Consider the following 20,775-nt stretch of genomic DNA (forward strand, 5'->3'; position numbering starts at 1 on the left):
GCACGATATGAACGATGTTGTCGGCCATGTCGTGTTCACCGGCCGAGATGAAGATCTTGGTGCCGGACACTTTGTAGGAACCGTCGGCCTGAGGTTCGGCCTTGGTGCGCAGCATGCCCAGGTCAGTACCGCAGTGCGGCTCGGTCAGGCACATGGTGCCGGTCCATTCGCCGGACACCAGCTTGGTCAGGTAGGCCTCTTGCTGCTCGGGCGTACCGTGCTCGGAAATGGTGTTCATTGCACCATGGGACAGGCCTGGGTACATGCCCCACGACCAGTTGGACTCGCCAACCATTTCGCTGATGGCCAGCCCCAGGGACTCCGGCAGGCCTTGGCCACCGTGCGCTACGTCGTGGGCCAGGCTTGGCCAGCCGCCTTCGACGAATTGCTTGTAGGCTTCCTTGAAGCCGCTCGGGGTTTTAACGCCGGACTCGCTCCAGGTGCAGCCTTCAAGGTCACCCACGCGGTTCAGCGGAGCCAGCACCTGCTCACAAAACTTGGCGCCTTCTTCGAGAATGGCATCAACCATGTCTGGCGTTGCGTCTGCGCAAGCCGGCAGGCTCTGATAATGCGCTTCATAGCCGAGCAGTTCGTCACGAACGAAGCGAATATCACGCAAGGGGGCCTTGTAGTCAGGCATAGCGATAAACCTCTGCTGATGTAACCGGGAATGAACGACCGTATCGATTTGTTGTGACGGTCAAACAGTTGTTTGAAACATACGTTTACGCCCAAACCTTGTCAAGCGTCGATCTTTTGCCGTTCGTCATGGCCCATGGAAAAACCAGGCGCACAGCCGTACGGCACCGCTACCGGAGCAGTACGCGCCATTAGAAAAGAATAGTGTGACGAGAAGGACTTACGCAGAAAAACGCCGCGAACTGGCGCGGCGTTGGAAGGTGTTCATTCAACCGGGTATCAGGCGAAAGTATCGATCAGCGTACCCAGCATTTCATCGGATGCCTTGGCGACTTTGGCGCCCAGCTCTACCTGGTGCTTGCCCTGGGCCATGTCGACAATGTTCCGGGCCTCGTCCGATTGCTGGCTACGGTCAACCGAAAGCAGGCGATCGACCTGGACCTCGGAAGACTGGCTGGTGACCGAGCGCTCGATCGTCGTGTTGGCGATCTGCCCGGCGGCCTGGTCGACACGGTTCTGCCCTGTCTGAATAGTGCTCAGACCGGCATAGAAAGCGGTATTTCCTGAGATTTCCATGGGAGAACTCGTCCTTGCAAAGGATCAACAGCGCACATTGAAGCAGACCTGCCGGAAAAACGCCCGTCAAAAACACTAATGGCACAGTGCCTTGTCATAGAGAAAGCTCAGTCCAGCAGGTCCAGTTGCAGATGACCCGCCACCGCCTCGGCCGACACCGCCTTGAGTTTCGGCACCCGCCCCAGGCACGGCGCGGGGATTCGCTCGGCCAAAGTCGCCAGGTTTTCTTCCAGGCGCGAGGTCTTCGGATCGATGATATTGGCCACCCAACCGGCCAGTTGCAGACCATCCCTGGCAATCGCCTCGGCCGTCAGCAACGCATGGCTGATGCAACCCAGGCGCACGCCGACCACCATGATCACCGGCAGATCGAGTGCCATCGCCAGGTCCGACAGGTTGTCCTGATCCGCCAGGGGCACGCGCCAGCCGCCAGCACCTTCGATCAGGGTGAAATCGGCCTGCATGTCGAGAATCTGCCGCATGGGCGCGAGCAGCGACTGCACCGACAGCGTCACGCCTGCCTCGCGCGCGGCCAGATGCGGGGCGATGGCCGGCTCGAATGCCACGGGATTGACCTGTGCATAAGTCAACGGCACCGAACATTCCGCCAGCAGCGCCAGCGCATCGGCATTGCGCAGGCCTTTTGGCGTGACCTCGCAACCGGAGGCAACCGGCTTGCCCGCCGCCGTGCTCAGCCCCGCCAATCGCGCAGCGTGCAGCAAGCCGGCGGCTATCGTGGTTTTGCCGACATCAGTGTCGGTACCGGTGACGAAATAGGCAGCGCTCATAGGGGTTTCTCCATAACGGCATACACCACTTGATAAGTCGCCGGCAGACCCTGTGCCTGACGAAACTGCTCATACGCCTCAATCAAACCCAGAACCCGCGCCCGGCCGGTCAATCCGCCCGGCCGGCCAGGATTCAGATTGTGCGCACCCAAGGCCTTGAGTTCATGGGTCAGGCTGCGCACATCCGGGTAATGCAGCACATGAGGGCACGCTTGCAGGCTGATCGCCCGCATACCGCTGGCCGCACACAACTGTTGATAAGTCGCCAACTCGCGAAAGCGGTTGACATGGACCATACCGTCCACCTGCCGCCAACTGTCACGCAATTCAAACAACGTACCTGCACACAGACTAGCAAACGCGAAAATGCCCCCGGGCTTGAGCACTCGCCGCGCCTCACTGAGCACCGAAGCGAAATCGGCGCACCACTGTACCGCCAGGCTGGAGAAAATCAGCTCGCAGGTGGAGTCGCGCAACGGCAGGCGCTCGGCATCGCCGGCGATGAAGTGCGCAGCGCCGCCCAGCGGCCGGGCGTGATTGAGCATACCCTCGGCGATATCCAGCGCCACGCCCTGAGCGTCGGAAAACCGCTCGGCCAGCGCGCGACTGAAATACCCGGTACCGCTGCCCAGGTCGAGCCAGCGCCCCGGTATGAAGTCGCCCGGCAAACGGCTCAATAACTGATTGCCCACGTCGCGCTGCAACTCCGCCACGCTGTCATAGCTCGCCGCTGCGCGGGAGAAAGAGGCCGCAACCTGACGTTTGTCGGGCAATCCGCCCGGCAGATCGGAAAGGGATAAATCAGTCATCACCGCACTCATGCAAAAAAGCCTGGATCGCCCCCGCCACTCCGTGGGGGTTTTCCAGAACAAAGGCGTGGCTGGCCTGCTCGATCAGGCCAATCTCTACATCGGGCAGCAAGGTCAACAATGCGCCCGCTGCTTCGGCAGGAACCAGACCGTCGAGGCCGGCGAACAGGTGCAACTGCGGGCCGCGAAATGCCTGCAAGGCTTGCCGGGTATCCAGTTGCGCGAGCACCTGCAGGCCGCTCGTCAAGACCGGCGCCACCGAATCCGGTGCACCGCCTTGCAACAACCGCGACAACCCGCGCGGGTCTTCGGCACCTTGAGCGCACAGCAGCGAGAAACGCTTCAAGGTCATGCGCGGGTCGGCAGCACAGCCTGCCAGGAAGGCATCGAAGGTTTGTCCCGGCATCGCGCTTGGCCACTGATCGTGGCTGACAAAGCAAGGATTGCTCGCCAGGGTCAGCAAGCCACAGCAGCGATCGCCACGCCTTGCCGCCAACTCGGACGCCAGCATGCCGCCCAGCGACCAGCCACCCAGCCAGGCATCCTGCGCCAGCGTCGAGTCCAGCGCCTGGAGCCATTCCTCAGGATCGCCCGACGCCAATTCTGGCAAGGGTTCGATGTGCACCTGCAAGTGCTCGTCCAGCCCGCGCAAGGCTGCCGCCAACGGTTCCAGCGGCGCAACGCCCAGCCCCCAGCCAGGCAGCAGAATCAGGCGGTCACGCATGGCCTGGCTCCGGTTCCAGTCGCTCGAAACAATCGGCCAACCCCTCCAGCAACTGTTGTACCTGGGCTTCGCTGTGGGCAGCGGTCAAGGTCACCCGCAAGCGGGCGCTGCCGGCAGGTACGGTTGGCGGCCGGATCGCGGTCACCATCAACCCCCGCTCGCGCAGCATCTGCGACAAACGCACCGCGCGCCCGGCATCGCCAATCATGATCGGCTGGATCGGCGTGAAGCTGTCCATCAGCTCCAGACCGATCTGCTCGGCGCCCTGGCGGAACTGGCGGATCAATTTCTGCAGGTGTTCGCGACGCCAGTGCTCGCTACGCAACAGCTCCAGGCTTTTGAGCGTGGCGCAGGCCAGGGCCGGCGGTTGGCTGGTGGTGTAGATGTAGGGCCGGGCGAACTGAATCAGGCTCTCGATCAGCTCTTCGCTGCCGGCAACAAAGGCGCCGGCCGTGCCGAATGCCTTGCCCAGGGTGCCCACCAGCACCGGCACATCGTCCTGGCTCAAGCCGAAATGTTCGACGATCCCGCCGCCATTGGCACCCAGCGGGCCAAAACCGTGCGCGTCATCGACCATCAGCCAGGCACCTTTGGCCTTGGCTGCCTTGGCCAGCGCCGGCAGATCGGCGATATCGCCGTCCATGCTGAAGACACCGTCGGTGACCACCAGCGTATTGCCGGTGGCCTTCTCGAGGCGCGTGGCCAGGCTCGCCGGATCGTTGTGCAAATAGCGACTGAAGCGGGCGCCGGACAACAGGCCCGCATCGAGCAGGGATGCATGATTGAGCCGGTCTTCCAGCACGGTGTCGCCCTGCCCCACCAGCGCCGTGACAGCGCCGAGGTTGGCCATGTATCCGGTGGTGAACAGCAGCGCACGCGGGCGCCCGGTGTGATCCGCCAAGGCTTCTTCGAGTGCGTGATGCGGACCGCTGTGCCCGATCACCAGGTGCGAGGCACCGCCACCGACACCCCAGCGCTCGGCTCCGGCGCGCCAGGCCTCGATCACTTGCGGGTGATTGGCCAGGCCGAGGTAGTCGTTGTTGCAGAACGCCAGCAATGGCTGGCCATCGACCACCACTTGCGGGCCCTGCGGGCTTTCAAGCAACGGGCGCTGGCGATAAAGGTTTTCGGCACGACGGGCAGCCAGGCGTGCGGCGAGATCGAAAGACATGCAGGCCTCGCGAATGGAAAAGAAATTCACCCCCCTGTAGGAGCGAGCATGCTCGCGAAGAATGTCCAGACAAACGCGGGGCTTCAGTGAGCCAGCGTCATCGTTGACCTACATCGCGAGCATGCTCGCTCCTACAGGGAGGGGGGCTTACACAGCCGCGTTATAGAACTGCTCGCTGCTCTTCTGCTCTACCAGTGCCTGTTCGATGGCGGCCTGATGCACTTCGTCGGCGTGCTCTTCGCGGGCTTCGGGCTGGATGCCCAGGCGCGAGAACAGTTGCATGTCCTTGTCGGCCTGCGGGTTGGCGGTGGTCAGCAGTTTTTCGCCGTAGAAAATCGAGTTGGCGCCAGCGAAGAACGCCAGGGCCTGCATCTGCTCATTCATGGCTTCACGGCCCGCGGACAGGCGCACATGGGATTTTGGCATCAGGATTCGCGCGACAGCGAGCATGCGGATGAAGTCGAACGGATCGACGTCTTCGGCATTTTCCAGCGGCGTACCGGCCACTTTCACCAGCATGTTGATCGGCACCGACTCCGGATGCTCCGGCAGGTTGGCCAGCTGGATCAGCAGGTTGGCGCGGTCGTCGAGGGACTCGCCCATGCCCAGGATGCCGCCGGAGCAGATCTTCATGCCTGCGTCACGCACGTACGCCAGGGTTTGCAGGCGTTCGCTGTAAGTGCGGGTGGTGATGATGCTGCCGTAGAACTCGGGCGAGGTGTCGAGGTTGTGGTTGTAGTAGTCCAGGCCGGCCTTGGCCAGGGCTTCGGTCTGCTCCTGATCCAGGCGACCCAGTGTCATGCAGGTCTCCAGGCCCATGGCCTTCACGCCTTCAACCATCTTCAGCACATAAGGCATGTCTTTGGCCGATGGATGTTTCCACGCCGCGCCCATGCAGAATCGAGTCGAACCGATCGCCTTGGCACGTGCAGCCTCTTCGAGGACCTTCTGCACTTCCATCAGTTTTTCTTTTTCCAGGCCGGTGTTGTAGTGACCGGACTGCGGACAATATTTGCAATCTTCCGGGCAGGCGCCCGTCTTGATCGACAACAGGGTCGACACCTGGACGCGGTTGGCGTCGAAGTGTGCGCGGTGCACGGTCTGCGCCTGGAACAACAGGTCATTGAATGGCTGAACGAACAGTGCTTTGACTTCGGCCAAAGACCAGTCATGACGCAGGGTTGCAGAGGTGCTGGCGCTCATGGGCGTTTCCTTGTTTTATGCTGGGCAGGCGCTGCGGGACGGAATACCCACAAGCGCGACACGGATGTTCGGCATATTTAAGGAAGAGTGATGCGCTGTCAACCACACCAAAAGAATCAGGTTTACATCTGGTTAAAAAACAAACAATTCTGTTTGCTCTGCGATGAAACCGCCGATGGCGCGGCACCCATCTGCATGGCCTGTGAAACCGACCTGCCCTGGCTGGGTGATCACTGCCAGACCTGTGCGCTGCCGCTGCCTTCGGCGGGCCTGACATGCGGGCAGTGCCTGAAACAGCCGCCGGCCTTCGAGCGGGTCATTGCCCCCTGGCTATACAGCTTCCCCGTGGACAGCCTGATCACCCGCTTCAAGCACAACGCAAAGTGGCCATTTGGCCACCTGCTCGGCGAACTTCTCGCCCAAGCGCTGCAACATCGCTTCGAAGAAGATCTGCCGCGCCCCGAGCTGCTGCTGCCAGTGCCGCTGGCCACTCGACGTTTGCGCCAACGCGGGTTCAATCAGGCGGCGATGCTCGCGCGCTGGCTTGGCACCCGTCTCGACTTGCCTTGCGACGAACGGTCGTTATCAAGGGTTCAGGACACCGGAGCACAGCAAACCCTGAAGGCTCGCGAACGGCGCAACAACCTGCGCGATGCTTTCGCGCTCACACCCGGCGCATCGTTCAGGGGGCGCCGCCTGGCACTGGTGGACGACGTGCTGACCACCGGCTCGACGGCGCAGGCACTGGCGCGCCTGCTGATGAACGCTGGCGCCGCGCGGGTGGACGTCTATTGCCTGGCTCGCACCCCAAAACCCGGTGACGCGGCCTGATCCGAATTACCAACCCCTGTAGGAGCGAGCATGCTCGCGATGGACTCAAGAGCACCACGGGGTGTCAGGCTCCCAGCGTTATCGTTGACGACCATCGCGAGCATGCTCGCTCCTACAGGTATCAGGCTGACTTGACTCCTGCGTCCCGAGCGGCCAACGTCCTCGCCATTGCCACAACCCAAAGCGACTTGCCATGTCCTCGCCTACGTTGCTGTCCCAGTACATTGTCCGCCGACCACAGCGCATCGCCCTGCTGCAGCACATTGCCGAACAGGGCTCGATCACCCGCGCGGCAAAAAGTGCAGGCTTGAGCTACAAGGCCGCCTGGGACGCCATCGACGAATTGAACAACCTCGCGCACAAACCGCTGGTAGAGCGGGTCGTCGGCGGCAAGGGCGGTGGGGGTGCCAAACTGTCCAGCGAAGGCGAACGGGTGTTGCGCCTGTATCAAAAGCTGCAAGCCCTGCAGACCCAGGTATTGGAAGCCGCCGAAGAAGCCAGCGACCTCGACCTGCTCAGCCGCCTGATGCTCAGAACCAGCGCGCGCAATCAGTTGCGCGGCAGGATTGCCGCCATCGAAACCCAGGGCCACAACGACAGGGTTCGTCTTGAGCTGGCCGAAGGATTGAGCCTCGATGCGCAAATCACCCACGACAGCACCCTGCGCCTGGAGCTGCAACCGGGCACTGAAGTCATCGCCCTGATCAAGGCCGGTTGGCTCGAGGTGCTGGGCGATGAAGACATTGCAACACCTGGATACAGTTGCCTGAAAGGCATTATCGAGCAAGTGCTCGACGCCGAAGGCGGCCCCAGCGAAGTGCGCATCGCCCTGCCCAACGGCCAGACACTCTGCGCCCTGGCCGATCCCGGGCATTTGCGCTCCCGAGGGCTGAGCGTCGGCAAACCGGTGAGCGCTCAGTTTTCGCCGTTCAACGTGTTGCTCGGCACGCCGCTGTAATCGCAACGCAACAAAAGCTTCATTGCCCATCATTAAGGTGACTGCAAAAACCGCAGGGAGCCTGATATGAGCCTATTAGAAGAAAACCAACCGACCGATCTCGAACAAATGGTCGGCCTCAGCCGTCGCGCGTTCATCAGCGCCGGCGCCTTGTGCGGCGCGGCAATGTTCATGGGCGGCAGTTTGCTGAGCCGCAGCGTGCTGGCCGCCAGTGTCAGCGCCGGCAACAGTCAACTGTTGGGCTTCCAGAGCATTGCGGCTGCCACCAGCGACACCATTACCCTGCCCCCGGGCTACAAGTCTTCCGTGCTGATCAGTTGGGGCCAGCCTCTGCACAAGGATGGCCCGGCGTTCGACCCCAGCGGCAACGGCAGCGCCGAGCATCAGGAGGTCCAGTTCGGCGACAACAATGACGGCATGAGCCTGTTCGAGTTTCCCGGTGAAAGAGACCGGGCGCTGATGGTGATCAACAACGAATACACCAACTATCGCTACCTCTACGCCCATGGCGGCATGCCGCAATCGGCAGAAGAGGTGCGCAAGGCGCTGGCCAGCGAAGGCGTGTCGGTGATCGAGGTGCAGCGCAAGAACGGCCAATGGCAGTTCGTTCAAGGCTCGCGCTACAACCGGCGTATTCACGGCAACACGCCCATCAGCATGAGCGGTCCGGCCGCCGGTCATGAACTGCTCAAAACCAGCGCCGACCCGCACGGCAAGCACGTTCTGGGCACCTTCCAGAACTGCGCCAACGGCAAGACGCCGTGGGGCACCTATCTGACCTGCGAAGAGAACTTCACCGACTGCTTCGGCAGCAGCAATGCCGAACAGAAGTTCGACGCTGCGCAAAAACGCTACGGCGCGGTGGCGACCAGTAAAGAAATTAACTGGCACCCGCATGACAAACGTTTCGACCTGGCCAGCAATCCCAACGAACTCAACCGTCACGGCTGGGTGGTGGAGATCGATCCGTTCGATCCCAAGTCAACCCCGGTCAAACGCACGGCACTGGGTCGCTTCAAGCATGAGAACGCCGCCCTGGCCGAAACCGGCGAAGGTCATGCGGTGGTGTACATGGGCGACGATGAACGTGGCGAGTTCATCTACAAGTTCGTCAGCCGCGACAAGATCGACCACAAGAACCCCAAGGCCAATCGCGACATTCTCGATCACGGCACCCTGTATGTGGCGCGTTTCGATGCCGGTGACGGCAATGCCGATCACCCCAAGGGCCAGGGCGAATGGATCGAGTTGACCCACGGCAAAAACGGTATCGATGCCGGCAGCGGCTTTGCCGATCAGGCGCAAGTACTGATTCACGCACGACTGGCCGCCAGCGTGGTGAAAGCCACGCGCATGGATCGTCCGGAATGGATTGTCGTAAGCCCCAGGGACGGCCAGGTCTATTGCACCCTGACCAACAACGTCAAACGTGGCGATGACGGGCAACCCGTCGGCGGGCCCAATCCACGGGAGAAGAACGTATTCGGGCAAATCCTGCGCTGGCGCACCGACCACGACGATCACGCTTCACACACCTTTGCCTGGGACTTGTTCGTGGTGGCCGGCAACCCGCAAGTGCATGCCGGAACGCCCAAGGGCGGTTCAACCAACATCACGCCGCAGAACATGTTCAACAGCCCCGATGGCCTGGGTTTCGACAAGGCCGGCCGTTTGTGGATCCTCACCGACGGCGATACCAGCAATACCGGCGACTTTGCCGGCATGGGCAACAACCAGATGCTCTGCGCCGACCCGGCGACGGGCGAAATACGCCGGTTCATGGTCGGGCCGATCGGTTGCGAGGTGACAGGGATCAGCTTCTCGCCTGATCAGAAAACCCTGTTTGTCGGGATTCAACACCCAGGCGAAAACGGTGGTTCGACCTTCCCCGAGCACCTGCCCGATGGCAAGCCGCGTTCGTCGGTGATCGCCATTAGCCGTGAAGATGGCGGGATCGTCGGCGCCTGATGGTCCCTTTTCGCGGGCAAGCCTCGCTCCTACAGGTCGTTTGCCCGTAGGAGCGAGCGGTGCGGCGATCCGACTTGCCCGCGAAGGCGCCAGAACAGTCACCCCCATCTACTCCTGTCTGCGCTACCATGCCTGGCCGGACGCAGCAGCCTGCTGCGCGCAGGAGTCAGCATGGCCCACCCGTTTGAAACCCTCACCCCAGACCTCGTGCTCGATGCCGTCGAAAGCATCGGTTTCTTGAGCGATGCCCGCGTTCTTGCCCTCAACAGCTACGAGAACCGCGTCTACCAGGTCGGCATCGAAGACGCCGAACCCTTGATCGCCAAGTTCTACCGTCCGCAGCGCTGGACCGACGAAGCGATCCTGGAAGAACACCAGTTCACCTTCGAACTTGCCGGGTGCGAGGTGCCGGTCGTCGCGCCGTTGATCCACAACGGTGAGACCCTGCATGAACACAACGGCTTTCGCTTCACCCTGTTTCCCCGCCGTGGCGGCCGCGCACCGGAGCCGGGCAATCTCGATCAGCTTTATCGCCTGGGGCAACTGCTCGGGCGCCTGCACGCGGTCGGCTCGACCAGGCCCTTCGAGCATCGCGAAGCCTTGGCTGTAAAGAACTTCGGTCATGACTCACTGACGACCCTGCTCGAAGGCGACTTTGTCCCGCGTAGCCTGCTGCCGGCCTACGAGTCCGTGGCTCGCGACCTGCTCAAGCGCGTGGAAGAGGTCTACAGCAATACACCACATCAAAACATCCGCATGCACGGCGACTGCCATCCCGGCAACATGATGTGCCGCGACGAGATGTTCCACATCGTCGACCTCGACGACTGCCGCATGGGCCCGGCGGTACAGGACATCTGGATGATGCTGGCCGGCGACCGCCAGGCCTGCCTGGGCCAGTTGTCGGAGTTGATGGACGGTTACAACGAATTCCACGATTTCGATCCACGGGAACTGGCGCTGATCGAACCCTTGCGCGCCTTGCGCCTGATGCACTACAGCGCCTGGCTGGCCCGCCGCTGGGACGACCCGGCCTTCCCGCGCAGCTTTCCGTGGTTCGGCACCGAACGCTACTGGGGTGATCAGGTATTGGCACTGCGCGAACAACTGGCGGCACTCGACGAAGAACCCCTGAAGCTGTTCTGACCCACACACATCTCGAATGTGGGGCATCTGCTGATCGTTCCCACGCTCCGCGTGGGAATGCAGCCAGGGACGCTCCGCGTCCCATTCAAAAGCGAACGCGGAGCGTCCGTAGAGGCATTCCCACGCAGAGCGTGGGAACGATCATGGAGCAGGCTGCTCGCTTCCACATGAATCATTCTCACAATGACCAAACTTATTTGCGCAGGACACGCAACGGCAAACCTCCCTACAATCGCTTCTTTGTTAGCTGCCTAAGCAAGGACTTTGCATGCAAGCCGCCAACCCGCGTCGCGGGTACATTCTGGGCCTGACCGCCTACATCATCTGGGGACTGTTCCCGCTCTACTTCAAGGCCATCGCCAGCGTGCCCGCCGTGGAGATCATCATCCATCGCGTCATCTGGTCGGCACTGTTCGGTGCCTTGTTGCTGATGGTCTGGAAACATCCGGGCTGGTGGCGCGAACTGCGGGAAAATCCGCGACGCCTGGCGATCCTGGCCCTGAGCGGTGCGTTGATCGCGGCCAACTGGCTGACGTATGTGTGGTCGGTGAACAACGGGCGCATGCTGGAAGCCAGCCTCGGTTACTACATCAACCCGCTGGTGAACGTGTTGCTGGGCATGCTGATCCTGGGTGAGCGGCTGCGGCGCATGCAATGGGTCGCCGTGGGGCTGGCGACCATTGGGGTGGCGCAGCAGGTCTGGCAGGTCGGCAGCTTGCCGTGGGTGTCGCTGGTACTGGCCCTGTCGTTCGGTTTCTACGGATTGATTCGCAAGCAGGCACCGGTCAAGGCGCTGCCGGGTCTGGTGGTGGAAACCTGGATGCTGGTGCCCATCGCTATGGCCTGGCTGCTGCTCAATCCAACCGCCCACAGCGCCCAGGCCGAATTCTGGACCACGCCCGAGGCCTGGTGGCTGGTGGCTGCCGGCCCGGTCACACTGGTGCCATTGGTCAGCTTCAACGCCGCCGCACGCCATCTGCCCTACACCACCCTGGGCTTTCTCCAATACCTGGCGCCCACGCTGGTGCTGCTGCAAGCCGTCCTGCTGTTTGGTGAACACCTGTCGTCCAGCACCTTGCTGGCATTCATCTTTATCTGGGCGGGCCTTGCGGTTTACAGCGTCGATGCGTGGATAAGTCTGCGTCGCCGCAACTGATCAAAAAACGCTCAAATCCGTGCAGGCCACGATTTTCGTGGCCTGCATCGTTCCTTCCCAAGGTTATCCACAGCGTGATCCCCGCCGTTTGTGCGCAAGTGACTGAATGCTGTCGATTTTTTGATCAAACCTTGAAAAGCCCCGGCCAGCTTGGCCTGGCGGCCTGTCTCTACAGGTTATCCACAGGCCGATGCACGTTTTAACTGGATAACCCGATCAGGGTTCGCTGCGCAGCACCAGTTCCACCATCAAATCGTCGGCCAGGGTTTCCAGCCGCGACTGCAGCACCTCCAGCGACAGTGTCAACGGCACCGCCAGGATCGCATCGGCGTGAAACAGCGGCTCACTGCTCATGGGTGCCGGCCGCACTTCAGTCACCAATCGTTCCAGGTTGACGCCCTGCTCGCTCAGCAACCGGGTGATGTCTCGCACGATCCCGGGCCGGTCATTGCCCACCAACTCCATGGCTATCGGTTTCCAGGTGCAGGATTGCTCGATGCTGCTTTCGGCAATCAACACACGGATGCCCTGGGCAGACAGACCTTGCAGGGCATCGACCAAGGCATCGTAGGCCTCGGCCGGTACGCCCACCCGAAGAATCCCGGCAAATTGCCCGGCCATGCGCGACATGCGGCTTTCCAGCCAGTTGCCGCCCTGCTCGGCAATGCATTGGGCAATGCGCTCGACCTGTCCTGGCTTGTCCGGAGCGAAAACGGTGAGTACGAGATGGTCCATGGCGCAGCCCCCTGTTCACGACTTTTGTTATGGAAAAACAAGTATAGGCAGGGGGCGGTTATGTGGTGGAACGACTGACGCTTTCGCCTGTAGGAGCGAGGCTCGCCCGCGAATGGCACGCCACCAATCTAACTGCTCATCGCAAATCGTGTACAACTTTTTATATTTAGCTGGAACAATCTTATGGTTTTTTGAGAACATCCCGATCCCCGACGTGACTGCAATGCGTCACGGGGTCGCAGAACGACGTAATTAGTCTGATTTTCACAAGCGCAAATCATCATGTAGTATGCCGCAGCGCGCACTACATAACGTTGGATCGATGTCTGCCACAGGCACGCTCGCATCCCTGAAAGCCCCGTCAGCAAGGCCTCAAGCCGTTGATTGGTCCCAACCCAGCCGTCAGAAATGGCATGTACTGGTCGCAGGGTTTGTGGTTTAAATGCCAATGGCTTCATTGTTAAATTCAAGAGCTGAAAAAGCGAAATAGCTGAGCAGAGTGAGGCAAGCAATGACTGAACACGTTCAAGTCGGTGGCCTGCAGGTCGCCAAAGTCCTGTTCGACTTCGTGAACAACGAAGCCATTCCCGGAACCGGCCTCACCGCCGACGCATTCTGGGCCGGTGCCGACAAGGTCATCCATGACCTGGCTCCGAAGAACAAAGCCCTACTCGCCAAACGCGATGATTTCCAGGCGCGTATCGATGGCTGGCACCAATCCCGTGCCGGTCAAGCACACGACGCCGTGGCCTATAAAGCCTTTCTGCAAGACATCGGTTATCTGCTGCCAGAAGCGGCCGATTTCCAGGCAACGACACAAAACGTCGATGAAGAAATCGCCCGCATGGCCGGTCCGCAACTCGTCGTACCGGTGATGAACGCCCGCTTCGCCCTCAACGCTTCGAACGCTCGCTGGGGTTCGCTGTACGACGCACTCTACGGCACCGACGCCATCAGCGAAGCCGGTGGCGCGGAGAAGGGCAAAGGCTACAACAAGGTTCGCGGCGACAAGGTCATCGCCTTCGCTCGCGCCTTCCTCGACGAAGCAGCGCCATTGGCTGCCGGCTCCCACGTCGATTCCACCGCCTACAAAATCGTTGATCGCAAACTGGTCGTCGCCCTCAAGGGTGGCAGCAACACCGGCCTGCGCGACGATGCACAGCTGATCGGTTTCCAGGGCGATGCGTCTGCCCCGACCGCCGTCCTGCTGAAACACAACGGTCTGCATTTCGAAATCCAGATCGATGCCTCCACCCCTGTCGGCCAGACCGACGCCGCCGGCGTCAAAGACGTCCTGATGGAAGCCGCACTGACCACCATCATGGACTGCGAAGACTCCGTCGCTGCCGTCGATGCCGACGACAAGGTGGTGATCTACCGCAACTGGCTCGGCCTGATGAAGGGCGACCTGTCGGAAGAAGTCGCCAAGGGCGGCAAGACCTTTACCCGTACCATGAACGCCGACCGTACCTACACCGCGGTCGACGGCAGCGAACTGAGCCTGCACGGTCGCTCGCTGTTGTTCGTGCGCAACGTCGGTCACCTGATGACCATCGATGCGATCCTCGACAGTCATGGCAATGAAGTGCCGGAAGGCATTCTCGATGGCCTGGTGACCGTTCTGGCAGCGATGCACAACCTGAACGGCAACACCTCGCGCAAAAACACCCGTACCGGTTCGGTCTACATCGTCAAACCGAAAATGCACGGCCCCGAAGAAGCCGCGTTCACCAACGAGCTGTTCGGTCGCATCGAAGATGTGCTGGGTCTGGCGCGCAACACCCTCAAGGTCGGGATCATGGATGAGGAGCGCCGTACAACGGTCAACCTCAAGGCCTGCATCAAGGCGGCGAGCGAGCGCGTGGTGTTCATCAACACCGGTTTCCTCGACCGCACGGGCGATGAAATCCACACCTCCATGGAAGCCGGCCCGATGGTGCGCAAGGCGGACATGAAGGCTGAGAAATGGATCGGCGCGTATGAGAACTCCAACGTCGATATCGGTCTGAGCACCGGCCTGCAAGGTCGCGCGCAGATCGGTAAAGGCATGTGGGCCATGCCCGACCTGATGGCGGCGATGCTCGAACAGAAAGTCGCTCACCCGCTGGCCGGCGCCAACACCGCCTGGGTACCGTCGCCGACCGCCGCTGCGCTGCACGCGCTGCACTACCACAAGGTTGACGTGTTCGCCCGTCAGGCCGAACTGGCCAAGCGTGCCCACGCTTCGGTGGACGACATCCTGACCATCCCGCTGGCGGTGAACCCGCAGTGGAGCGCCGAGCAGATCAAGAACGAACTGGACAACAACAGCCAGGGCATTCTCGGTTACGTGGTGCGTTGGATCGACCAGGGCGTCGGCTGTTCGAAAGTGCCGGACATCAACGACGTCGGCCTGATGGAAGACCGTGCCACGCTGCGTATTTCCAGCCAGCACATCGCCAACTGGCTGCGCCACGGCATCGTCACCCAAGACCAGGTCATGGAAAGCCTCAAGCGCATGGCGCCGGTGGTTGACCGTCAGAATGCCAATGACCCGCTGTACCGCCCATTGGCACCGGACTTCGACAGCAACATCGCCTTCCAGGCTGCGGTCGAACTGGTGATCGAAGGCACCAAGCAGCCGAACGGCTACACCGAGCCGGTTCTGCACCGTCGTCGTCGCCAGTTCAAGGCTGCCAACGGCCTGTAACCCAGCGATAACGCCGGACATGAAAAAGCCCTGATCGAAAGATCAGGGCTTTTTTTGTTCGCTTGGGATTCGTGGTGCTGCCTTCGCGGGCAAGTCGGGTCGCCGCACCGCTCGCTCCTACAGTTTTTGCGTCGTTCGCAATTTCCCATACAAAACATTACCGTAGGAGCGAGGCTTGCCCGCGAAGGCGATAGAACAGACGACATCGTAATACCAGACTCAAGGCCCCATCCCCAGCTCATGCCGGACCAGCCCCAGCAACTTGCCGGTATCGATGGGCTTGAGCAGAAAATCCACCACGCTCAGATGCATGGCCGCGATGGCGTCCTTCACATCGGCATCACCGGAAACGATGATGATCGGCAGCGCCGCCCGCACGGTTTCCCGTACCTGGCGAATCAGCTCCAGACCATCCACATGGCCCATGCGCAAATCGGTGATCAGCAGACCGATCGAAGGCTTCCTGATCTCCGCCTCCGCCACCAGCATTTTGAGTGCAGTTTCGCCACTGGCCGCTGTCACGCAGCGAATGCCGTCCAGCGAGAGGATTTCCGAGAGCAGCTCCCGGGCTTCTTTATCGTCATCGACGATCAGCACCCGTTGATACGGCAAATCGGGCTCCAGCATGACGGCACTGAGCGCCTCGCGCTCGGCATCACTCAAGATATCGTGGTCGGACATGGCGTTCTCTACATGTTCTTTTCAGTTCCCGGGCACAGTGGTGAGACATCGCTGCGGCAGAACTTCAATGTGCACTTCGTCGGATACTTTTCCAAGAGCCAGATCGAGAGGTTTTTCTCTCAAATGCGTGGGTTTTTTCCGACATTTCATTGCACCTAGACTTACGTCCAATGGGCACTCCGGCCGCCGGGGTCGACCATGGCCGAGTCATCCGACGACAACAACTCCAAAAAAGACTGCGGTAATGGTTATGAGTAAAGCGGACGCCTTCCTACAGGCAGGGAAAACCGCGGTGTTGCAGAACATCCAGGGCACTTTGCAATTCCTTCAGCGTTTTCCGCCCTTCAATCAGATGGAACACGCTCAACTGGCATATCTGGTCGAGCAATGCCAGCTGCGGTTTTATGCGTGCGGCGAGAGCATCATCAAGCCCGCCGACGGCCCGGTCGAACACTTCTACATCGTTAAGCAGGGGCGCGTCGTGGGCGAGCGCCCGCATTCGGCCAAGGGCGGCACCGAAACGGTGTTCGAAATCACCACGGGCGAATGTTTCCCTCTCGCGGCGCTGCAAGGTGAACGAGCGACCCGCACCGAACACCTGGCCGGCGAAGACACCTTTTGCCTGCAACTGAACAAGCCGGCGTTCATCCGCCTGTTCTCGCTGTCGGAAACCTTCCGCAACTTCGCCTTGCGTTGTGTCAGCAGCCTGCTGGATCAGGTCAACCAGCAAGTGCAACAAAAGGCCGTGGAAACCCTGGGCACCCAGTATTCGATCAACACCCGCCTGGGTGAGTTGGCCATGCGCCATCCGGTGACGTGCAGCCCGCAAACGCCTCTGCGCGAGGCCGTGACCCTGATGCATGAACAGCAGGTCGGCAGCATTGTGGTGGTCGACGAACTCAAGGCGCCGCTGGGGATTTTCACCCTGCGCGATTTGCGCCAGGTGGTGGCCAACGGCACGGGCGATTTCAGCCAGGCCATCGAGCAGCACATGACCCAGGCGCCGTTTTACCTGACGCCTGACCACAGCGCCTTCGATGCGGCGATTGCCATGACCGAGCGGCATATCGCCCACGTCTGCCTGGTCAAGGATCAACGCTTGTGCGGCGTGGTGTCCGAACGCGATCTGTTCTCCCTGCAACGGGTCGATCTGGTGCACCTGGCGCGCACCATCCGCAGTGCCCAGCGTGTGGAAAACCTGGTGTCGATCCGTGGCGAGATCGGCCAACTGGTCGAGCGCATGCTGGCCCATGGTGCCTCTTCTACCCAGATCACCCACATCATTACTTTGCTCAACGATCACACCGTGTGCCGGGTGATCGAACTGACCCTGGCCGAAAAGGGCGACCCCGGCGTGCCGTTCAGCTGGCTGTGTTTCGGCAGTGAAGGCCGTCGCGAGCAGACGCTGCACACCGATCAGGACAACGGCATCCTGTTCGAAGCGCGCGATGCGGTGCACGCCGCGGAAATTCGCGGCAAATTGCTGCCCATCGCCCATCAGGTCAACCAGAACCTGGCGCTGTGCGGCTTCACCTTGTGCAAAGGCAACATCATGGCCGGCAACCCCGAGCTGTGCCTGTCCCGGGTCGAGTGGGCCCGTCGCTTTGCGGCATTCATTCGTGAAGCCACGCCGGAGAACCTGTTGGGTTCGAGCATTTACTTCGATTTGCGCGTGGTCTGGGGTAGCGAACAGGCCTGCGAACAGTTGCGTCGCGGGATTCTCGACCAGGTCGGCGACAATCGCCTGTTCCAGCGCATGATGGCCGAGAACGCGTTGCGCAATCGCCCGCCTGTGGGACGCTTCCGCGAATTCGTGCTGGCACGCAAAAACGGCGAGAAAGCCACCCTGGACTTGAAGACACAGGGTCTGGCGCCCTTTGTCGACGGCGCGCGATTGCTGGCCCTGGCCCATGGCATCGAGGCCAACAACACGCTGGAGCGTTTTCGCCAGTTGGTCGCCAAAGAGATCATCGAACCGCTGGACGGCGCAGCGTATGAAGAGGCCTATCACTTCATCCAGCAAACCCGCATGCAGCAGCATCAGATACAGACCCGGGAGAACCTGCCCTACTCCAACCGGGTCGATCCAGACAGCCTCAATCATCTGGATCGGCGCATCCTGCGCGAGTCCCTGCGCCAGTCACAACGCCTGCAAAGCAGCCTGACCCTGCGGTATCAGTTATGAACCTGTTTTCATGGCTGCGTCCTGCCGGCCCGACCCTGCCGGCGGAGCTGCAACAGCGCCTGCAGCGATTGCCGGCGGCTTCCAGGCTGAGCGAATGCAGCCTGCGCGAACAACGCTGGGTCGTGCTCGATCTGGAAACCACCGGCCTTAACCTGCACAAGGACCGGGTGCTGTCCATCGGTGCCGTGGTGATCGAAGACGGCGCCATCGACTTCAGCCAGCAATTCGAGCGCACCTTGCAATGCGCCGAACTCAAACTGGGCCCCAGTGTGCTGATCCATGGGCTTGGGCCCAGTGCGATTGCCGCCGGCAGCGATCCGGTCCGGGCGCTGATCGAGTTCATGGAGTTCGTCGGCGACAGCCCACTGCTGGCCTTCCATGCACCGTTCGACCAGAACATGCTGGGACGCGCCCTCAAGGATCATCTGGGCTACAAGTTGCAGCATGCCTTTCTGGACGTGGCGGACATGGCCCCCCTGTTGTGCCCCCAGGCCAGCCTCCGTGAGGCTGGCCTGGACGATTGGATCGACTGGTTCAAGCTGCAGGTCTTCGAACGCCACAACGCCAGCGCCGATGCGATGGCCACCGCCGAGCTGGCGTTGATCCTGTTCAGCCGGGCACGGCAGCAGCAGATCCACAGCCCGTTGAATCTGCAACAGCGGCTGGGCCAGTGGCGGCGTCGGCAGCAAACACCGTCCTTCTGAACCTGTTCCGACGCCTTCGTAGGAGCGAGGCTTGCCCGCGAAGAACGATAACGCGGTGCAGCAGGTACACCGCGGCGCCTGGTTCGCGGGCAAGCCTCGCTCCTACAGGCGAAGGAACGATAACGCGGTCCATCTGAAAAACCTCCCGACCAGTGGCCATTTGCTAACCTCCAGCACCTCTGACACAATCGCGAACAATTCTCGTTAGTTAACATTTCCCAATCGGTGATGCTGCGTGTCGTCAGTCCCAAGCCCTCAAAGTGAGCTCGTTGGTGCGTTGTATCGCGATCATCGCGGATGGCTGTTGGCCTGGCTTCGTCGCAACGTCACCTGCCCGCAGCGGGCCGAAGACCTGAGCCAGGACACCTTCGTGCGCTTGCTGGGTCGTGAGGAACTCAAGGAGCCGCGCGAACCACGCGCCTTTTTGGTGGCGATTGCCAAAGGCCTGCTGTTCGACTATTTCCGCCGCGCCGCGCTGGAACAGGCTTATCTGGCCGAACTGATGCTGATTCCCGAAGCCGAGCAACCCTCGGTGGAAGAACAGCAAATGATCCTGGAAGACTTGAAGAACATCGATCGCCTGCTGGGCAAGCTGTCCAGCAAGGCCCGGGCGGCGTTTCTCTACAACCGCCTCGATGGCATGGGCCATGCCGAAATCGCCGAGCGCCTGGGCGTATCGGTGCCCCGCGTGCGCCAATACCTGGCCCAGGGCATCCGCCAGTGCTACATCGCCCTGTATGGAGAACCGACATGACGCCGGTCAGCTCCAAGCCGGTGTCGGCACGGGTGCTCGATGCCGCCATCGCCTGGCAATTGTCCCTGGATTCCGGCAACCCGGTGGAGCGCGAAGCGTTCGCCCAATGGCACGCCGCCCACGAAGAACATGCACGCGCCTGGCGCCAGCTGGGCATGCTCGACCAGCGCTTCAGTGTCGCCAGCGGCCCAGCCCGCACCGCCCTGCTGCAATCGCGCGAAGGCATTCGTCGCCGGGTGCGCAAGCTCGGCAATGGCCTGGCCAGCGTGGTGGCCGTGATCGGCCTGGCGTTGTTTGTCGGCGATCGTTATCTGCCGGTCGACTATTGGCTGGCCGACCAGCGCACCGCCACCGGCGAACAGCGCACCCTGCGCCTGAGCGACGGCACGCTGATCAACCTCAACACCCACAGTGCCCTGGACGTGCGCTTCGATGAGAAGCAGCGGCTGATCGTCCTGCAGGAAGGGGAAATCCTCGTTGAAACCGGTCATGGCGATGACCGTCCGTTTATCGTCGAGACCCGCGAAGGCCGCATGCGCGCATTGGGCACGCGATTCCTGGTCAAGCGTGAAGAAACGGGCACGCGATTGAGCGTGTTGCAGTCGGCGGCGGCGGCCCATGCGCAATCGAACCCTGACGAACAGATTCTGCGCGAAGGCCAGCAAGTGATGATCCGCAACGATGACCTGGGCCCAATTACCGCGCTCAATGTCGGCGCCGATGCCTGGACCCGCGGCATGCTGGTGGTGGACAACGTGCGCCTCGAAGACCTGGTTCACGAACTGGGCCGCTATCGTCGCGGCTACCTGGGCGTGGCACCGCAAGTCGCCGACCTGCGCATTACCGGCAGCTTCCCGCTGCACGACACCCAACTGGCCTTGACCGCCCTGCTGCCGACCCTGCCGGTGCAGATCGAACATCACACGCAATGGTGGGTGACGGTGGCGCCGAAGGCCGATGCCAAGCCCTGACAATTGTGGTGTCTGGTGCGACGCCTGAGCTGTAGGAGCGAGGCTTGCCCGCGAAGGCGTCGTATCAGACGCCTCATCTGTCAGGGT

18 protein-coding genes and 1 pseudogene are annotated in these 20,775 nt (G+C 61.4%); 10 read left to right on the plus strand and 9 right to left on the minus strand.

All coding sequences use genetic code 11. The features are described from left to right. From ACQKP2_RS23180 to bioB, 7 genes and pseudogenes are all read right to left on the minus strand, one after another. A pseudogene (locus tag ACQKP2_RS23180) lies at positions 1–640 on the minus strand (phenylacyl-CoA dehydrogenase); the annotation flags it as partial. 278 nt (positions 641–918) lie between these two features. Further along, positions 919–1,215 (minus strand): pyrroloquinoline quinone biosynthesis protein PqqE, encoded by a 297-nt coding sequence (locus ACQKP2_RS23185; protein WP_427579778.1) that lies wholly within the window; start codon positions 1,213–1,215, stop codon positions 919–921. Between the two features lie 107 nt (positions 1,216–1,322). Further along, positions 1,323–2,003 carry a dethiobiotin synthase gene (gene bioD, locus ACQKP2_RS23190; RefSeq protein ID WP_427579780.1) on the minus strand — a complete coding sequence of 227 codons (681 nt, stop codon included), beginning with the start codon at positions 2,001–2,003 and terminating at the stop codon, positions 1,323–1,325. Beyond that, positions 2,000–2,812, minus strand: a complete 813-nt coding sequence (gene bioC / locus ACQKP2_RS23195; RefSeq protein ID WP_427579782.1) for a malonyl-ACP O-methyltransferase BioC — start codon at positions 2,810–2,812, stop codon at positions 2,000–2,002. The genes bioD and bioC overlap by 4 nt, the downstream gene beginning before the upstream one ends. Beyond that, the gene (locus ACQKP2_RS23200) at positions 2,805–3,536 is read right to left on the minus strand and encodes an alpha/beta fold hydrolase (RefSeq protein ID WP_427579784.1); all 732 of its coding nucleotides are present in this window, start codon (positions 3,534–3,536) and stop codon (positions 2,805–2,807) included. The genes bioC and ACQKP2_RS23200 overlap by 8 nt, the downstream gene beginning before the upstream one ends. Further along, on the minus strand, positions 3,529–4,707 hold the full coding sequence (gene bioF / locus ACQKP2_RS23205; protein ID WP_427579786.1) for an 8-amino-7-oxononanoate synthase: 1,179 nt from the start codon (positions 4,705–4,707) through the stop codon (positions 3,529–3,531). The genes ACQKP2_RS23200 and bioF overlap by 8 nt, the downstream gene beginning before the upstream one ends. Positions 4,708–4,854: 147 nt before the next feature. Beyond that, positions 4,855–5,910 (minus strand): biotin synthase BioB, encoded by a 1,056-nt coding sequence (gene bioB / locus ACQKP2_RS23210; protein WP_427579787.1) that lies wholly within the window; start codon positions 5,908–5,910, stop codon positions 4,855–4,857. Between the two features lie 90 nt (positions 5,911–6,000). Here bioB and ACQKP2_RS23215 point away from each other — a divergent pair, with 90 nt between their 5' ends. The 5 genes from ACQKP2_RS23215 to rarD all read left to right on the plus strand — a co-directional run bounded on the left by ACQKP2_RS23215 (position 6,001) and on the right by rarD (position 11,969). After that, positions 6,001–6,741 (plus strand): ComF family protein, encoded by a 741-nt coding sequence (locus ACQKP2_RS23215; protein WP_427579789.1) that lies wholly within the window; start codon positions 6,001–6,003, stop codon positions 6,739–6,741. A gap of 193 nt (positions 6,742–6,934) precedes the next feature. Further along, positions 6,935–7,699, plus strand: coding sequence for a TOBE domain-containing protein (locus ACQKP2_RS23220; protein ID WP_427579791.1), 765 nt, complete (start codon positions 6,935–6,937; stop codon positions 7,697–7,699). A gap of 66 nt (positions 7,700–7,765) precedes the next feature. Beyond that, positions 7,766–9,667, plus strand: coding sequence for a PhoX family protein (locus tag ACQKP2_RS23225; RefSeq protein WP_427579793.1), 1,902 nt, complete (start codon positions 7,766–7,768; stop codon positions 9,665–9,667). Positions 9,668–9,838: 171 nt separating this feature from the next. Beyond that, positions 9,839–10,813 (plus strand): serine/threonine protein kinase, encoded by a 975-nt coding sequence (locus tag ACQKP2_RS23230; RefSeq protein WP_427579794.1) that lies wholly within the window; start codon positions 9,839–9,841, stop codon positions 10,811–10,813. 268 nt (positions 10,814–11,081) lie between these two features. Beyond that, positions 11,082–11,969, plus strand: coding sequence for an EamA family transporter RarD (rarD, locus tag ACQKP2_RS23235; protein ID WP_427579796.1), 888 nt, complete (start codon positions 11,082–11,084; stop codon positions 11,967–11,969). Between the two features lie 216 nt (positions 11,970–12,185). Here the strand turns inward: rarD and ACQKP2_RS23240 are convergent, their stop codons facing one another. Beyond that, entirely contained in the window at positions 12,186–12,704 is a 519-nt protein-coding gene (locus ACQKP2_RS23240; protein ID WP_427579798.1) for a glycine cleavage system protein R, read from the minus strand. A gap of 511 nt (positions 12,705–13,215) precedes the next feature. Between ACQKP2_RS23240 and ACQKP2_RS23245 the strand changes: the two genes are divergently transcribed. After that, positions 13,216–15,393: a malate synthase G gene (locus tag ACQKP2_RS23245; RefSeq protein ID WP_427579800.1), complete on the plus strand. Its 2,178-nt coding sequence runs from the start codon at positions 13,216–13,218 to the stop codon at positions 15,391–15,393. Between the two features lie 219 nt (positions 15,394–15,612). Here the strand turns inward: ACQKP2_RS23245 and ACQKP2_RS23250 are convergent, their stop codons facing one another. Next, on the minus strand, positions 15,613–16,074 hold the full coding sequence (locus ACQKP2_RS23250; protein ID WP_427579802.1) for a response regulator: 462 nt from the start codon (positions 16,072–16,074) through the stop codon (positions 15,613–15,615). 250 nt (positions 16,075–16,324) lie between these two features. Between ACQKP2_RS23250 and ACQKP2_RS23255 the strand changes: the two genes are divergently transcribed. The 4 genes from ACQKP2_RS23255 (at position 16,325) to ACQKP2_RS23270 (ending at position 20,688) form a co-directional block, all read left to right on the plus strand. Next, positions 16,325–18,259, plus strand: a complete 1,935-nt coding sequence (locus ACQKP2_RS23255; RefSeq protein WP_427579804.1) for a putative nucleotidyltransferase substrate binding domain-containing protein — start codon at positions 16,325–16,327, stop codon at positions 18,257–18,259. Beyond that, positions 18,256–18,963, plus strand: a complete 708-nt coding sequence (locus ACQKP2_RS23260) for a 3'-5' exonuclease (RefSeq protein WP_427579806.1) — start codon at positions 18,256–18,258, stop codon at positions 18,961–18,963. The genes ACQKP2_RS23255 and ACQKP2_RS23260 overlap by 4 nt, the downstream gene beginning before the upstream one ends. Before the next feature lie 235 nt (positions 18,964–19,198). Then, positions 19,199–19,717 carry an RNA polymerase sigma factor gene (locus ACQKP2_RS23265; RefSeq protein ID WP_427579807.1) on the plus strand — a complete coding sequence of 173 codons (519 nt, stop codon included), beginning with the start codon at positions 19,199–19,201 and terminating at the stop codon, positions 19,715–19,717. Beyond that, the gene (locus ACQKP2_RS23270) at positions 19,714–20,688 is read left to right on the plus strand and encodes a FecR domain-containing protein (RefSeq protein ID WP_427579809.1); all 975 of its coding nucleotides are present in this window, start codon (positions 19,714–19,716) and stop codon (positions 20,686–20,688) included. The genes ACQKP2_RS23265 and ACQKP2_RS23270 overlap by 4 nt, the downstream gene beginning before the upstream one ends. Positions 20,689–20,775 lie beyond the last annotated feature (87 nt).

The organism is Pseudomonas sp. NPDC089569, assembly GCF_050280625.1.
Taxonomy (GTDB): Bacteria; Pseudomonadota; Gammaproteobacteria; order Pseudomonadales; family Pseudomonadaceae; genus Aquipseudomonas.

Excerpts from the sequence above, each read along its gene's own strand:
- bioF (WP_427579786.1), bottom strand. The coding sequence starts at position 4,707 with ATGTCTTTCGATCTCGCCGCACGCCTGGCTGCCCGTCGTGCCGAAAAC.
- ACQKP2_RS23225 (WP_427579793.1), top strand. The coding sequence starts at position 7,766 with ATGAGCCTATTAGAAGAAAACCAACCGACCGATCTCGAACAAATGGTC.
- ACQKP2_RS23220 (WP_427579791.1), top strand. The coding sequence starts at position 6,935 with ATGTCCTCGCCTACGTTGCTGTCCCAGTACATTGTCCGCCGACCACAG.
- ACQKP2_RS23215 (WP_427579789.1), top strand. The coding sequence starts at position 6,001 with ATGCGCTGTCAACCACACCAAAAGAATCAGGTTTACATCTGGTTAAAA.
- bioD (WP_427579780.1), bottom strand. The coding sequence starts at position 2,003 with ATGAGCGCTGCCTATTTCGTCACCGGTACCGACACTGATGTCGGCAAA.
- ACQKP2_RS23245 (WP_427579800.1), top strand. The coding sequence starts at position 13,216 with ATGACTGAACACGTTCAAGTCGGTGGCCTGCAGGTCGCCAAAGTCCTG.
- ACQKP2_RS23200 (WP_427579784.1), bottom strand. The coding sequence starts at position 3,536 with ATGCGTGACCGCCTGATTCTGCTGCCTGGCTGGGGGCTGGGCGTTGCG.
- bioB (WP_427579787.1), bottom strand. The coding sequence starts at position 5,910 with ATGAGCGCCAGCACCTCTGCAACCCTGCGTCATGACTGGTCTTTGGCC.
- rarD (WP_427579796.1), top strand. The coding sequence starts at position 11,082 with ATGCAAGCCGCCAACCCGCGTCGCGGGTACATTCTGGGCCTGACCGCC.
- ACQKP2_RS23255 (WP_427579804.1), top strand. The coding sequence starts at position 16,325 with ATGAGTAAAGCGGACGCCTTCCTACAGGCAGGGAAAACCGCGGTGTTG.
- ACQKP2_RS23240 (WP_427579798.1), bottom strand. The coding sequence starts at position 12,704 with ATGGACCATCTCGTACTCACCGTTTTCGCTCCGGACAAGCCAGGACAG.
- ACQKP2_RS23260 (WP_427579806.1), top strand. The coding sequence starts at position 18,256 with ATGAACCTGTTTTCATGGCTGCGTCCTGCCGGCCCGACCCTGCCGGCG.
- ACQKP2_RS23250 (WP_427579802.1), bottom strand. The coding sequence starts at position 16,074 with ATGTCCGACCACGATATCTTGAGTGATGCCGAGCGCGAGGCGCTCAGT.
- ACQKP2_RS23230 (WP_427579794.1), top strand. The coding sequence starts at position 9,839 with ATGGCCCACCCGTTTGAAACCCTCACCCCAGACCTCGTGCTCGATGCC.
- bioC (WP_427579782.1), bottom strand. The coding sequence starts at position 2,812 with ATGACTGATTTATCCCTTTCCGATCTGCCGGGCGGATTGCCCGACAAA.
- ACQKP2_RS23270 (WP_427579809.1), top strand. The coding sequence starts at position 19,714 with ATGACGCCGGTCAGCTCCAAGCCGGTGTCGGCACGGGTGCTCGATGCC.
- ACQKP2_RS23185 (WP_427579778.1), bottom strand. The coding sequence starts at position 1,215 with ATGGAAATCTCAGGAAATACCGCTTTCTATGCCGGTCTGAGCACTATT.